The sequence below is a fragment of the Rhizobium sp. Root1220 genome (assembly GCF_001426265.1).
GTDB lineage: Bacteria > Pseudomonadota > Alphaproteobacteria > Rhizobiales > Rhizobiaceae > Rhizobium.
Genome location: NZ_LMDG01000037.1, coordinates 210,363 through 224,116, shown reverse-complemented (window position 1 = coordinate 224,116; position 13,754 = coordinate 210,363). Strand labels below are relative to the sequence as shown.

Annotated in this window: 12 protein-coding genes and 1 pseudogene; 9 read left to right on the top strand and 4 right to left on the bottom strand. The window is 59.8% G+C overall.

From position 1 onward, the window contains the following. The first annotated feature begins 2 nt into the window (after positions 1–2). The 3 genes from rpsR (at position 3) to rplI (ending at position 1,991) form a co-directional block, all read left to right on the top strand. A complete protein-coding gene (rpsR, locus tag ASC90_RS27340; protein WP_007531286.1) occupies positions 3–251 on the top strand; it encodes a 30S ribosomal protein S18 in 249 nt (82 codons plus the stop codon). 156 nt (positions 252–407) lie between these two features. Further along, positions 408–1,391, top strand: coding sequence for a DUF2232 domain-containing protein (locus ASC90_RS27335; RefSeq protein ID WP_056547854.1), 984 nt, complete (start codon positions 408–410; stop codon positions 1,389–1,391). Positions 1,392–1,412: 21 nt separating this feature from the next. Continuing rightward, positions 1,413–1,991 (top strand): 50S ribosomal protein L9, encoded by a 579-nt coding sequence (gene rplI, locus ASC90_RS27330; RefSeq protein ID WP_056547851.1) that lies wholly within the window; start codon positions 1,413–1,415, stop codon positions 1,989–1,991. 75 nt (positions 1,992–2,066) lie between these two features. On the opposite strand, the gene ASC90_RS27325 is transcribed toward rplI, so the two are convergent. From ASC90_RS27325 to ASC90_RS27315, 3 genes are read right to left on the bottom strand one after another with little or no spacing between them, the layout of a single operon-like run. Further along, the gene (locus ASC90_RS27325) at positions 2,067–3,131 is read right to left on the bottom strand and encodes an HlyD family secretion protein (RefSeq protein WP_056547847.1); all 1,065 of its coding nucleotides are present in this window, start codon (positions 3,129–3,131) and stop codon (positions 2,067–2,069) included. 15 nt (positions 3,132–3,146) lie between these two features. Further along, complete coding sequence (locus ASC90_RS27320) at positions 3,147–4,826, bottom strand: MFS transporter (protein ID WP_056547844.1); 1,680 nt, start codon at positions 4,824–4,826, stop codon at positions 3,147–3,149. Between the two features lie 10 nt (positions 4,827–4,836). Continuing rightward, positions 4,837–5,280 (bottom strand): MarR family transcriptional regulator, encoded by a 444-nt coding sequence (locus tag ASC90_RS27315; protein WP_056547841.1) that lies wholly within the window; start codon positions 5,278–5,280, stop codon positions 4,837–4,839. 340 nt (positions 5,281–5,620) lie between these two features. Between ASC90_RS27315 and ASC90_RS27310 the strand changes: the two genes are divergently transcribed. Further along, complete coding sequence (locus ASC90_RS27310) at positions 5,621–7,117, top strand: replicative DNA helicase (protein ID WP_056547838.1); 1,497 nt, start codon at positions 5,621–5,623, stop codon at positions 7,115–7,117. A gap of 87 nt (positions 7,118–7,204) precedes the next feature. After that, positions 7,205–8,380: an alanine racemase gene (gene alr, locus ASC90_RS27305; RefSeq protein WP_200950958.1), complete on the top strand. Its 1,176-nt coding sequence runs from the start codon at positions 7,205–7,207 to the stop codon at positions 8,378–8,380. Positions 8,381–8,389: 9 nt separating this feature from the next. Here alr and ASC90_RS27300 read toward each other — a convergent pair. Then, positions 8,390–9,024 (bottom strand): annotated as a pseudogene (locus ASC90_RS27300) (LysE family translocator). A gap of 152 nt (positions 9,025–9,176) precedes the next feature. On the opposite strand from ASC90_RS27300, the gene radA reads away from it, so the two are divergent. From radA to ASC90_RS27280, 4 genes are all read left to right on the top strand, one after another. Then, complete coding sequence (gene radA, locus ASC90_RS27295) at positions 9,177–10,580, top strand: DNA repair protein RadA (RefSeq protein WP_056547835.1); 1,404 nt, start codon at positions 9,177–9,179, stop codon at positions 10,578–10,580. Between the two features lie 93 nt (positions 10,581–10,673). Beyond that, the gene (locus ASC90_RS27290; protein WP_056547833.1) at positions 10,674–11,300 is read left to right on the top strand and encodes a CvpA family protein; all 627 of its coding nucleotides are present in this window, start codon (positions 10,674–10,676) and stop codon (positions 11,298–11,300) included. 146 nt (positions 11,301–11,446) lie between these two features. Beyond that, a complete protein-coding gene (purF, locus tag ASC90_RS27285; RefSeq protein WP_056547829.1) occupies positions 11,447–12,937 on the top strand; it encodes an amidophosphoribosyltransferase in 1,491 nt (496 codons plus the stop codon). A 71-nt stretch (positions 12,938–13,008) separates the two neighbouring features. Next, complete coding sequence (locus tag ASC90_RS27280) at positions 13,009–13,749, top strand: SDR family NAD(P)-dependent oxidoreductase (protein ID WP_056547826.1); 741 nt, start codon at positions 13,009–13,011, stop codon at positions 13,747–13,749. Positions 13,750–13,754 lie beyond the last annotated feature (5 nt).

The window sequence follows — 13,754 nt, the reverse complement described above, 5'->3', positions numbered from 1 at the left end:
GAATGTCTGAATCTTCTTCCGCACCGGTCCGTCGCCCGTTCCATCGTCGTCGCAAGACTTGCCCGTTCTCCGGTGCAAACGCTCCGCGCATCGACTACAAGGACGTTCGTCTCCTGCAGCGCTACATTTCCGAGCGCGGCAAGATCGTTCCTTCGCGTATCACGGCTGTTTCCCAGAAGAAGCAGCGCGAACTCGCCCAGGCGATCAAGCGCGCTCGTTTCCTCGGCCTGCTGCCGTACGTCGTCGCTTAATAAGCTGACGCTATCAAATCGAGGGAAGGCAGCGATGCCTTCCCTTCTCCCTTTCGCGATGGGCGCGGATCGGAACTGTTAAAACCCATGTTGAGGCCTTTCTGATCCTGATTCAGAAAAGTCCCTCTAACTGCTTGATAAAGCAGGACAGCGACCGTGAAACCATTGAATACAAAAATGCTGGGCCTCGGCGCTCTCGCCGGATTGACCGCCGCACTTCTGGTGCTGGGCGCAAGCCTTCAGCCGTCCTTCAGTGCCGTTCTCTATGCCGCTTCCGCATTGCCCATTCTTCTCGTCGGCCTCGGCTGGGGCAACATGGCTGCGGCTTCTGCCGTCGTCACTGCGGCCGTCGTTGGCGCAATCGCCATCTCGCCGTCCTTCGCGCTGATGATGACGCTCGTCACGCTTTTGCCGGCCGGGTGGATCAGCCATCTTGCCAATCTTGCCCGCCCCGCCTCCGAACTCGGCGGTCCCGATCATCTGATGGCATGGTACCCGCTGTCCGATATCCTGCTGCATCTCTGTGCGCTGGTGACGATCGCGGTCATCGTCGTAGGCGTGATGATCGGCTACGGTCCTGATCTCATCGACCGCATGGTGGATGTGCTGTTCACCTCGGTCACTCAGCAGCAACCCGACTTCGCCCCCGACGCAGCAACGATTTCACAGACCAAGTCGCTGGTTCTGCTGCTGCTCCCTGCCATTCAGGGCGGCATGTGGGTCGTCATGCTGTTCGCAGCCTACTACATTGCGACGCGCATCGTCGCCGCCTCCGGTGGCGGTCTGCGTCCTCGCGAGGATATCCCCTCCTCGCTGCGGATGAACCGCAACACGATCTTCATCTTTCTCGTCGGGCTTGCTGCAACTTTCGTTGGCGGCATCCCGGCAATGATCGGAGCGACGCTTGTCGGCACGTTCGGCGCCGGCTTCCTGCTCTCCGGTTTTGCCGCGCTGCATTTTCGCACGCGCGGCAAGGACTGGCGTCTTCCGGCGCTCGTCCTGTGCTACCTGGCATCCCTTCTTTTGATGGTGCCAGCCTTTTTCATTCTTGTGCTGGGACTCAGCGACACCCGAAAGGCGATCGCATTGAGCCCGAACAAGGATGCTGATGCCCCCAAACAGACAGACACGAAAATCTAGAGACACGAAAGGAACACGAAGATGGATGTCATTCTTCTCGAACGCATCTCCAAGCTCGGCCAGATGGGCGAAACCGTAAAGGTTCGTGACGGCTTTGCTCGCAACTACCTCCTGCCGCTGGGCAAGGCGCTGCGCGCCAACGAAGCCAACAAGAAGCGCTTCGAATCCGAGCGCGCAACGCTCGAAGCCCGCAACCTCGAGCGCAAGTCGGAGGCCCAGACGGTTGCCGACGTTCTCGAAGGCAAGTCCTTCGTCGTCGTCCGTTCGGCTGGCGAAACCGGCCAGATGTACGGCTCGGTCGCTGCCCGCGACGTCGTTGAAATCCTCGCTGCCGAAGGCTTCAACATCGGCCGCAACCAGGTTCACCTGAACACGCCGATCAAGGCAATCGGCCTGCACCAGGTCGAGCTTCAGCTGCATGCCGAAGTCGAAATCAAGATCGAACTGAACGTTGCACGTTCAGCCGAAGAAGCCGAGCGCCAGAAGAAGGGCGAAACCCTGACGTCTGTCGACGCCATCTACGGCGTTGACGAAGACGCCCTGCGTCCGGAAGACTTCTTCGATCCGGAAGCTGACGGTAACGCCGAAGACGACGAATAAGATTTCGGGGAGCAATCTCCTGAGAGCGAAAGCCCGGCCGCAATGCCGGGCTTTTTGTTGTTCAGGCTAACGCTTTTATTTAGCGGCCGTCTTCTGGTCCGGCTCGGCACTCTTGTCGACGTTGACAACAACAGAGAGACCCGGCGTCAGGTTCTCGGCTGCGGGTTGATCGGGGTCGATGCTGATGCGAACGCCGACGCGCTGGGCGATCTTGACGAAATTACCCGTTGCATTGTCCGCCTTGATGACGGCGAACTCGGATCCGGCTGCGGGCGAGAAGCGCTCTATGCGGCCAGTGAGGCGCTGCTTTCCGAGCGCATCGACGATGATCGAGACTGGTTGCCCGACCTGCATACCTTCGAGTTGCGTTTCCTTGAAATTGGCAACGACCCACACATCCTTCGGAACCACTGCCATAAGCTGCGTCCCGGCTGTCACGTACTGGCCCAAGCGAACGCCCACCTCTCCGAGATGGCCGTCACGTGGCGCCACGATGGTGGTGTTCTGCAGGTCGATCTCGGCAAGATGCACAGCGGCCTCGGCGCTGGCGACATTGGCTTCCAGTAGAGAGCGGTTGACGATAATGGTAGCAAGGCTCTGATTTGACACTTCCAGCGCCGATTGCGCCTGGTTCAACCGAGCTTTGGCCTCTTCCAGTGTTGCCTGCGCCTGCTCGGACTCGCTTGCGGACGCAATGCCCCGGTCATTGAGATTGCTGATACGATCCCAGGCGAGTTGCGCTTGCTTCAGCGAGGCGTTGGCACTATCGATCTGCGCCTGGCTGGAGGCAATCGTCGCCTTGGCTGATAGCTCCGACTGGCGCGAGTTTTCCAATGTGGCCTTCTGGCCGTCCAGTGCCGCGCGCGCCTGCGCCAGCTTCTGGACATAAATCCGGTCGTCGATCTTTGTCAGGACTGTCCCCTCTTTCACCTGCTCGTAGTCCTTCACCGGGACGTCAACGACATAGCCGCTCACCTGTGGGCTCATGATCGTGACGTAGCCTCTGATATAGGCATTGTCGGTGGTCTCAACGGAGGTGACGAACGGCGGCAAGCGCCAAGCGTAAAGTACGAGCAGCACGCCTGCTACACCTGCAAGGAGGGCAATCATGCTTGTCGGCGACCGGAAGAATTTCGACATGCTTGGAACTCGCGATCAGGATTGAACTGCGGCGGCGTCTTGCCTGCCTGCCCGGAGCCAGGAAAGACGCCGCCATGCTTGATGCAGAAGCAGGATGGCCAGTCCCATCAGAGAGGCGATGCAAATGACCATGAATGTGTCGTTATAGGCCAGGATGTAGGATTCCCTCGCAACCTGCTGCGATAGTAGCGATAGCCCCTCCGCATTGAGCAGCATCTTGTCGGTGATCATCCTCCCATAAGACGCGGCTAGCTGTGACACTCGTTGCGCAACGAGCGGATCCTGCAGGAGGATATGTTCGGCGAGCACATTCGAATGGAATTTCTCGCGGATGGTGACAAAGGTGCCGAGCATGGCTGACGCAAAGAGCGAGCCGATGCTCTGGGTGAACAGGAAGATCGCAAGGAAGTTGACGATGAACGGCATGCCGCGGGCCATTGCTGCCTTGAAGCCGCTTGCCATCACCGGCGGCAGAAACATTGCCGCACCGGCTGCGACCATCGCCTGACTGAGATACATTTGATCGGGGCGTGTCAAACTGGTTGACTGGCTGTCGAGATAAGCCCCTCCCGCAATGAGCAGCAGGGCAATGACATGTGCCGTCTCGACATAGCGTGTCGTCATCAGCAATGCGCAGAACAAGCCACCAACCAGCGACGCCAGCAAGATGACCGCATAGAGCGTAACCGTCTGATCGTTGAGAAGGCCGAGCTGCTGGTAGAAACTGGCGGCTGTCGAGGACTGCTCGGAGGAGACGAAACGGAAGAGCAGGAGCACGCCGGCCATGCGCAGATTTGCCCCCGACAGGACCCAGCGAAAGTCGAGCATCGGGTTGGTGCGCGGCAATTCGATGACGAGCATCAGGGAGAGACAAGCGACTGCGACGGCAAGCAAAATTCCAATCCAGGGTGCCTCGAACCACCAATAGAGCCGCCCAAGCGTCAGCACGACAGCAAGACAGCCAAAGCCAACCGCAAGCAGGAGATAGCTAAGCACATCAAGCCGCTGAATGACGACGGCGCGAGGGGGCGACGTCAGGGGCATCGTATAAATGATTGCGAAGGCGATCAGTGCGAGCCCCATTTCCAAGGTATAGAGCGCGTGGTAGCCGCCTAGATCCAGGAGCGACGGCGATATGATACGCGCCACAGGTGCGGCGAATAGTGTACACATCAGCGCAAGGCTGATCCCGGTCGACAGCTTCCTTTCCGGCGGAAACGCCTCCAGCATGTAGAGAAAGCCCAACGTGGACAGCGGAGCCGCTGCCATACCGCTGATCGCCCTGACGACAATCGCCGAATGCAGATCGGTGATGAGGAGATTGAGGATCGCGGCTACGACGAAGCAGATGATGCTAAGCTCGGCAAACCGCCTGAGGCCGTACTGCGTGCGGATTTTGAACAGGGCAATTGACAGGCTGGCGTAGGGTGCCATGTAGGCCGCCGCGAGCCATGAAACCTCTGCCGTCGTCGCCGAGAAAGACCCCTGGAGCTGGTATATGTTCGCCGTCAGCAGATTCATGCCGAGGCCCTGTGTCAGAAAAAGCAGCACCGACGCCGCCATGTAGAAGGGTACCTTCCAAGCTCGCATTGCCACCGGAGTGGGCGGCGCGGACAGCGGCTGCGGTTCAGGTTCAGGCATCTCTCCTGCTGCCGTAGGCGCAGCACTGTCCTTGGCGGTCTGGACGAGGCTCATTCAAGCTACCTCACACTCCCCGAATGCCCTGCAGATTGGCCTGCATGGCCCGTATCACATCCAAGGCGGTCCTCAGATCGGCATCAGGAATACCGGCAATAACCTGCGCCCGCACACTGACTGCAATATCGTCGATCTCGCCTGCAACGACCTTGCCCGTCTCGGTAATGTAGATCTCCTTGGCGCGACGATCATTCTGTGCCACCCGTCGCTCGACAAAGCCTTGCGCTTCCATCGCATCGAGAATTCTGACCAACGTCGGCGTCTCCAGCTCAAGGCGGTCCGCAAGCTCGCGCTGATTGATCCCATCCTTCTTGTTGAGCGTGAAGAACACGCGCGCCCGCGGCAACGTCATGTTGCGCTCCCGAACAATCTTGTCGAACACCGTCTTGAGCTTTCGATTGAAAGCGGCCAGATCCTCGATGAGTTCCCGCCCAAGAACACGATTGACCATAAGATTCAGCCTATTTTAATTAGTGCACTAATTATTTACTATCTATCTACTTTCTTTGTCCCTTATTTTCAAGTCCGAAGGCGACAGTTTTCGATGCGATTGTTCGTTCGAAAGGCTAAAATAGCACAAACAGCACGTAGCAGGTGAGTCGCTTTGCGCCGTGTCCTGTGGGTGACACTTCCGGTATTTTCGCCTGAACGCAAGTTCCGCTGTGGAGAAGTCGAAGAACGGGCAAAGGCTCGGCCTTTTGACGGCAGCGCGTCGGCATCACTCGCTTGGCACTTGATTTTCCCGGTCGCGGATTGCACACCCGAGACTGAAAAAGACAGAACGGATCAAGATGAACGACGTCGCTCGAAAGATTGCCGCTGTTGCTCAACCAGAGCAGCATTACCGCGAAGCACCCAACAACATCGAAGCCGAGCAGGCACTTCTCGGCGCGATCCTGATGAACAACGACGCCTATTACCGGGTGTCGGACTTCCTCAAGCCGCCGCATCTCTACGAGCCGCTTCACCGCAAGATCTTCGAGGTCGCGGGCGACATCATCCGCATGGGCAAGATCGCCAATCCGGTGACGATCAAGACCTTCCTGAAGGCCGACGAGAAGGTCGGCGACATGACGGTGTCGGAATATCTGGCCCGTCTTGCCCGTGAAGCGGTGACGATTATCAACGCCGAAGACTACGGCCGCGCGATCTACGATCTGGCCCTGCGGCGCGCGCTGATCACCATCGGCGAAGACGTCGTCAATATCGCCTATGACGCGCCGCTCGACATGCCGCCGCAAACTCAGATCGAAGACACCGAGCGTCGGCTGTTCGAGCTGGCCGAAAACGGCCGCTATGACGGCGGCTTTCAGGCGTTCAACGATGCTGTCGCACTGGCGATCGACATGGCGGCTGTCGCCAAGGAGCGCGACGGCGGCCTCTCCGGAATCTCGACGGGCATCCATTCGCTCGATTCGAAGATGGGCGGCCTGCAGCGGTCAGACTTGATCGTGCTGGCGGGACGACCGGGTATGGGCAAGACCTCTCTTGCGACCAACATCGCCTACAACATCGCCGCCTCCTTCGAAGGCGAAGTGCAGCCCGACGGCAGCACCAAGGCGAAGAACGGCGGCGTCGTCGGCTTCTACTCGCTCGAAATGTCGTCCGAGCAGCTGGCCACCCGTATCATCTCCGAGCAGACGGAAGTCTCATCCTCAAAGATCCGTCGCGGCGACATCAACGACGCCGATTTCGAAAAGCTCGTCGCCTGCTCGATGATGATGCAGAAGGTTCCGCTGTTCATCGACCAGACCGGCGGCATCTCGATCGCGCAGCTTTCGGCGCGTGCGCGTCGCCTAAAGCGCCAGCGCGGCCTCGATTGCCTCGTGGTCGACTATATCCAGCTCATGACGGGCTCCGGCAAGTCAGGCGAAAACCGCGTGCAGGAAATCACCCAGATCACTACCGGCCTGAAGGCGTTGGGCAAGGAACTGAACGTTCCGATCATCGCCCTGTCGCAGTTGTCGCGTCAGGTCGAAAGCCGCGACGACAAGCGCCCGCAACTCTCCGACCTTCGTGAGTCGGGCTCGATCGAGCAGGACGCGGACGTTGTGCTGTTCGTGTTCCGTGAGGAATATTACGTCAAGAACTCCGAGCCGCGCGATATCGCCGATCCGAAGTATCCTGAATGGGAAGCCTTGTTCGACAAGGTGAAGGGCACCGCCGATGTGATCATCGCCAAACAGCGCCACGGACCGACGGGCACCGTGAAGCTCGCCTTCCAATCGGAATTCACACGCTTCGCCGACCTCGCAGATCCATCATTCATTCAGTACGAGGAACACTAAGACGCGTGCTGCAATGCAGCGGTGGCCTTCCGTTCTTCGCGGTTCACCACTAAGCTGGCCAGAGACTCGTCTCTGGCCTATTTTTCGATGTGGAACATGACCGAATTTTCCGACGCCTTCGAAGACGACAATTTCGCTTCTGCCGGTCTGCGCCTGACGGTTGATCTGACGGCATTGACGGAAAACTGGAAGGACATGGCGCGCCACTCCGGCAAGGCGCGTGCCGGCGCCGTGGTCAAAGCCGATGCCTACGGCACTGGTATCGAGGACGTCGGCGAAGCACTTTATCTTGCGGGAGCCCGCGACTTCTTCGTGGCGACGGTCGATGAGGGCGTGACGCTGAGGCTCTATGCGCCCGAAGCGCGCATCTTCGTTCTGTCGGGGATATGGCCCGGCACCGAGCGACGATTTTTCGAAAACGACCTCGTGCCGGTAATATCCTCGGAAGAGCAACTCGCTTTCTGGATGTTGGTCCTCGCCGACTATGGCGATTACCCTTGCGCCCTGCACATCGACACGGGTTTCAACCGGTTGGGTCTTGCCTTGGACGAAGCGATCGCCCTTGCCGACGACGTCTCGCGCCCGGCGAGCTTTTCACCGATGCTCATCATGAGCCATCTCGCCTGCGGCGACGACCATGGCTCGGCAATGAACAGGCAACAACTCGAATCATTCCGTAGGGTTAGCGCCGCCTATGAAGGTATCGATTCAAGCCTTGCTGCGTCCGGCGGTATTTTTCTTGGTAGCGACTATCACTTCGACCTGACCCGGCCCGGCATCTCGATCTACGGGGCTGAGGCGGTCAACGGGATGATCAATCCGATGCGGCCGGTCGTGACGGCAGAAGCGCGGATCATCCAGATCCGTACGGCCAAGGCAGGTGAATCCGTGAGCTACGGTCAAGCGATGCAACTGACCCGCGACAGCCGCCTGGCTATCGTATCGGCCGGCTATGCCGATGGCTACATGCGCAGCCAATCGAGCGGCGGCGTGCCATTGCGCCAGGTGGTGCGACAGAGTGGCCAGGGCTTTCTCGCCGGCCGTATGGTGCCCGTTGCAGGGCGGATCACCATGGATATGACCATCTTCGATATCACCGACCTGCAAGAAAATGTTGTAAACGTAGGCGATTACATCGAACTGTTCGGAAAGAACGTGGCGATCGACGATGTCGCGCGATCGGCCGGAACGATCGGTTACGAAATACTGACCAGCATAGGACTGCGTCACGAGCGGCGCTATGTGGTTGAGGACGAGGAATAGCGAGACGATCTATCGCGTCGTCAGTGCCAGACGGACGCCGAGTGCGACCAGCAAGGCGCCCAGCCCGCGGTCGAGCCAGACGCCGACACTTTTCTTGCGCCTGACGATATCGGCAATCCGACCTCCGGCAAGAATGAGCGGAGGTTCGATGAAGACGGCGACAGCGATGATCAACATACCGTGGAAGGCGAGTTGAAGCCAGGTCGGCCCGGCACCTTCGACCACGAATTGCGGCAGGAAAGCCAGAAAGAAGATTGCGACTTTCGGGTTCAGGAGCGAAACGAGGATGCCCTGCCTATAGACGCGATGCCAGGGCAGGATATCCCGCGCAGCCGTGACGATCCCGCCCTCGCCATTCGAGCGCAGAGCCTGGATGCCAAGCCAGACGAGATAGATGGCGCCGATCCATTTCACCGCCGAGAAAGCGAATGCTGAGGCCGCGAGGATTGCCGAGAGGCCGAATGCCGCCATCGCCACATGCAGGCACGCACCCGTCCAGATGCCGACAATGCGGCAAAGCCGGTGCGGATGCCGCTCTTGACCGTGTGGCCGAGGATAAATGCCATGTCGGGACCCGGCGAGAGGTTGAGCAAAATGGCCGCCGTGAGAAATGCGATCCAGTGTACGAGCGAATAATCCAGCACCATTTCCACTCCAAGACAGTGGAGAACAGATGCCACCGAGACCCCCTGATAGGGAAATCATTAGTTTTGATCGGTGCTGCGAATGATTATCTGAACGACCAAACTGATTCGAGCCGGCACCGACCCGGTCATCCGAACGAAAGCGGCAATTGATGGCGAAGGCCAGGACACAATTCATCTGCCAGAGCTGTGGCACCATTCACAACCGTTGGGCGGGCAAGTGCGAGAACTGCGGCGAGTGGAACACCATCGTCGAGGAAGACCCGATGGGCGGGATCGGCGGCGGCCCGGCGAAGACGCCGAAGAAAGGTCGCGCCGTGGCCCTTACGGCACTGTCGGGCGAAATCGAGGAAGCGCCGCGCATTCATACGGGCATCTCGGAGCTTGACCGGGCGCTCGGCGGCGGTTTCGTGCGTGGATCCGCCGTGCTTATCGGCGGCGATCCCGGCATCGGGAAATCGACGCTGTTGATGCAGGGCGCCGCAGCACTTTCACGTCGCGGACACCGGATCATCTATGTCTCGGGCGAGGAAGCGGTGGCACAGGTGCGACTGCGGGCGCAACGCCTTCAGGCGGCTGATACTGACGTGCTGCTGGCGGCCGAGACCAATGTCGAGGATATTCTAGCGACGCTGGCGGAGGGCAAACGGCCAGATCTCGTTATTATCGATTCCATCCAAACACTGTGGAGTGACCTTGCCGAATCCGCACCGGGTACGGTGACGCAGGTGCGCACAGGCGTTCAGGCGATGATCCGCTTCGCCAAGCAGACCGGCGCGGCGATGGTGCTGGTCGGACACGTCACCAAGGACGGCCAGATCGCAGGTCCGCGCGTGGTCGAACATATGGTTGATGCGGTCCTCTACTTTGAAGGCGACCGCGGGCACCACTACCGCATCCTGCGCACCGTCAAGAACCGCTTCGGGCCGACCGACGAGATCGGTGTCTTCGAGATGTCCGACAAGGGACTGCGCGAAGTCGCCAATCCCTCCGAACTGTTTCTGGGCGAGCGCAACGAGAAATCCCCGGGCGCTGCCGTCTTTGCGGGCATGGAGGGAACGCGACCGATCCTCGTCGAAGTGCAGGCGCTGGTGGCGCCGACATCGCTCGGCACGCCGCGCCGGGCAATCGTCGGCTGGGACTCCGCGCGCCTGTCAATGATCCTTGCCGTGCTTGAGGCGCACTGTGGCGTGCGACTCGGGCAACACGACGTCTACCTCAACATCGCCGGCGGCTACCGCATTTCCGAGCCGGCAGCGGATCTGGCCGTCGCATCTGCCCTGGTTTCCTCGCTTGCCGGTATTGCCCTTCCTGCCGATTGTGTCTATTTCGGCGAAGTCAGCCTGTCCGGCGCCGTCCGGCCGGTTGCACACACTGCCCAGCGCCTCAAAGAAGCCGAGAAACTGGGATTTTCTGCTGCGTTGCTTCCGTCAGGGTCCGCCGAACTTCCAAAGGGCACGGGCGGTCGCTGGAGCGAGATCGAAAGCCTGCCGGATCTGGTTGCACGGATCGCCGGGTCGAAGGGCGCGCTACGACGTGTGGAAGATGAGGTTTGATCCTTTCATCGCCAGCATTGGTGATGATATAGGAAACACGCAATGAGGCGCGACTGAACCGCGGATAAGCGGACGTCCTGGAGTTGAATTTATATGCCCATTACGATTTTCGACGGTATTGTCATCGGCGTCGTTCTTTTCTCCGCCGTACTTGCAATGGTGCGCGGCTTCTCCCGCGAAGTTCTTTCGATCGCCAGCTGGGGTGGCTCTGCAGCCGCTGCCTACTATTTCTATCCGTACCTTGTTCCCTATGCAAAAAAGTACACCGATGACGACCGCATCGCGATCGTCGGTTCGGCAGCCGTAGTGTTTCTGATTGCGCTGATCGTGATCTCCTTCATCACCATGAAGATAGCCGATTTCATCATCGACAGCCGCATTGGCGCACTCGACCGTACTTTGGGCTTTCTCTTCGGCGCAGCAAGGGGCATACTTCTCCTCGTCGTTGCCACCGCTTTCTGGAACTGGCTTGTAGACGTCGATCACCGCCCGGGTTGGGTCAACAACGCCAAGTCCAAGCCATTCCTGGACTCGATGGTCGTTAAGCTGCAGTCGGTATTGCCGGCGGAGTTTGCACAGATGGTGCGGGCGAGCGTGATGGAGAAGATTCAGCCGCAGGGCGGCAATGCGGAGAGCGGCGATGCGCCCGCTTCCGATCAGGTGCCGGCTGAAGATGCCGCGCCCGCCCCTGCAAATGGTGCACAGCAGCCGTCTAATTGACGCAGTGTTCAACAGCTTGACCCGGCCCATGGCAATTGCCATTTGAGCGGGACGCGACTAAAGGTCCGGCCGGGCATCCGCTCCGCCGGGCCTACGCCGTTTCTGGAAATGCCGATCCATTCTTGTGAGAGCAAAGGCCCGCATCAATGAACCAGTCCCATTCCTCCACGCTCAACGATGAACTCGATGGCGATACACTCCACGAGGAATGCGGGGTTTTCGGTGTCCTCGGGCATCCCGACGGCGCGACACTGACGGCGCTGGGTTTGCACGCCCTGCAACACCGCGGCCAGGAAGCAGCCGGCATCGTCACCTTCGACGGCAAGCAATTCCACACTGAAAAGCGCATGGGCCTTGTCGGTGATCACTACACCGATCCGGCAACACTCGCGAAGCTTCCGGGTTTCATCTCTATAGGCCACACCCGCTATTCCACCACTGGTGAAGTGGCGCTTCGCAACGTTCAGCCACTCTTCGCGGAACTCGAAGTCGGCGGCATTGCCGTTGCCCACAACGGCAACTTCACCAACGGACTGACCATGCGTCGCATGCTGATTGCCGATGGCGCAATCTTCCAGGCGACCTCCGATACCGAAGTCGTGCTCCACCTGATCGCCCGCTCCAAGCAGGCTTCATCTTCCGATCGCTTCATCGACGCGATCCGTCAGATGGAAGGCGGCTATTCGATGCTGGCGATGACACGCACCAAGCTCATCGCCGCCCGTGACCCGATCGGGATTCGCCCGCTGGTGATGGGCGAGCTCGACGGCAAGCCGATCTTCTGTTCGGAGACCTGTGCACTCGACATCATCGGCGCGAAATACATTCGCGACGTCGAGAACGGCGAAGTCGTGATCTGCGAAATTCAGCCGGACGGCTCGATCACCATCGATGCCCGCAAGCCGGAAGCACCGAAGCCGGAACGCCTGTGTCTGTTCGAGTATGTCTATTTCGCCCGTCCCGACTCCGTCGTCGGCGGCCGCAACGTCTATACCGCCCGTAAAAACATGGGTATCAACCTTGCCAAGGAATCGCCTGTCGAGGCCGACGTCGTCGTCCCCGTTCCGGATGGTGGCACGCCTGCCGCTATCGGCTATGCGCAGGCAAGCGGCATCCCATTCGAGCTTGGCATCATTCGCAACCACTATGTCGGCCGCACCTTCATCGAGCCGACGCAGCAGATCCGCGCCTTCGGCGTCAAACTCAAGCACTCCGCCAACCGGGCGATGATCGAAGGCAAGCGCGTTGTCCTCGTCGACGATTCCATTGTGCGCGGCACCACCTCGCTCAAGATCGTGCAGATGATCCGCGATGCCGGCGCCAAGGAAGTGCACATCCGCGTCGCCAGCCCGATGATCTATTTCCCGGACTTCTATGGCATCGACACACCTGATGCCGACAAGCTTCTGGCGAACCAGTATTCAAGCCTGAAGGCCATGTGCGACTATATCGGCGCGGACTCGCTTGAATTCCTGTCGATCGACGGTCTTTATCGCGCAGTCGGCGGTGAAGACCGCAACAAGGCCAACCCGCAATTCACCGACCACTATTTCACCGGCGATTACCCGACCCGCCTGCTGGATCAAGACAGCACCAGCAACGTGCGCAAGCTTGCCGTTATGGCCAGCAACGGCTGATCCGAACTGGTTTCCTCCTGCGAGGGGCATATTGCGTCCCTCTTTTTCCCGCGAATACGGAACAAGGCATAATGAGCGTCAATCTCCAGGACAGGATCGCACTCGTCACCGGGGCGTCGCGCGGCATCGGCTATTTCACCGCGCTGGAGTTGGCGAAGGCCGGAGCCCACGTGATCGCCTGCGCGCGCACGGTCGGTGGTCTTGAGGATCTCGACGACGCCATCAAGGCGGCAGGCGGCTCCGCGACGCTGGTTCCTTTTGATCTTGCCGACATGAACGCCATCGACTCACTGGGCGCATCGATCTTCGAGCGCTGGGGCAAGCTCGATATACTTGTTGCCAATGCCGGCGTGCTCGGCGTGATCTCGCCGATCGGCCACGTTGAGGCGAAGACGTTCGACAAGGTGATGAATATTAACGTAACCGCGACCTGGCGCTTAATCCGCTCGGTCGATCCGCTGCTGGCGCGCTCCGACGCTGGCCGTGCCGTGATCCTCTCGTCGGGCGCTGCCCACAAGTGTCGTCCGTTCTGGGGCCCCTACTCTGCCTCCAAGGCCGCCGTCGAGGCGCTTGCCCGAACCTGGGCCGGGGAAACACAGAGCACGCCGCTGCGCATCACCAGCGTCGATCCGGGGGCGACGCGCACCGCGATGCGGGCGCAGGCCGTTCCCGGCGAAAATCCCGAGACCTTGCCGCATCCGTCTGAAGTCGCAAAGGCGATCCTGCCGCTTGTCGGTCCCGATGTCACCGAGACAGGAAAGCTGTTCATCGTTCGTGAGAACAAGCTGGTCGACTACCGCCTGCCGGAATAGCCGGA

Coding starts and splice junctions, on each gene's coding strand:
- ASC90_RS27310 (WP_056547838.1), top strand. CDS start 5,621: ATGAACGACGTCGCTCGAAAGATTGCCGCTGTTGCTCAACCAGAGCAG.
- ASC90_RS27315 (WP_056547841.1), bottom strand. CDS start 5,280: ATGGTCAATCGTGTTCTTGGGCGGGAACTCATCGAGGATCTGGCCGCT.
- ASC90_RS27280 (WP_056547826.1), top strand. CDS start 13,009: ATGAGCGTCAATCTCCAGGACAGGATCGCACTCGTCACCGGGGCGTCG.
- alr (WP_200950958.1), top strand. CDS start 7,205: ATGTGGAACATGACCGAATTTTCCGACGCCTTCGAAGACGACAATTTC.
- radA (WP_056547835.1), top strand. CDS start 9,177: ATGGCGAAGGCCAGGACACAATTCATCTGCCAGAGCTGTGGCACCATT.
- ASC90_RS27325 (WP_056547847.1), bottom strand. CDS start 3,131: ATGTCGAAATTCTTCCGGTCGCCGACAAGCATGATTGCCCTCCTTGCA.
- rplI (WP_056547851.1), top strand. CDS start 1,413: ATGGATGTCATTCTTCTCGAACGCATCTCCAAGCTCGGCCAGATGGGC.
- ASC90_RS27320 (WP_056547844.1), bottom strand. CDS start 4,826: ATGAGCCTCGTCCAGACCGCCAAGGACAGTGCTGCGCCTACGGCAGCA.
- ASC90_RS27290 (WP_056547833.1), top strand. CDS start 10,674: ATGCCCATTACGATTTTCGACGGTATTGTCATCGGCGTCGTTCTTTTC.
- rpsR (WP_007531286.1), top strand. CDS start 3: ATGTCTGAATCTTCTTCCGCACCGGTCCGTCGCCCGTTCCATCGTCGT.
- purF (WP_056547829.1), top strand. CDS start 11,447: ATGAACCAGTCCCATTCCTCCACGCTCAACGATGAACTCGATGGCGAT.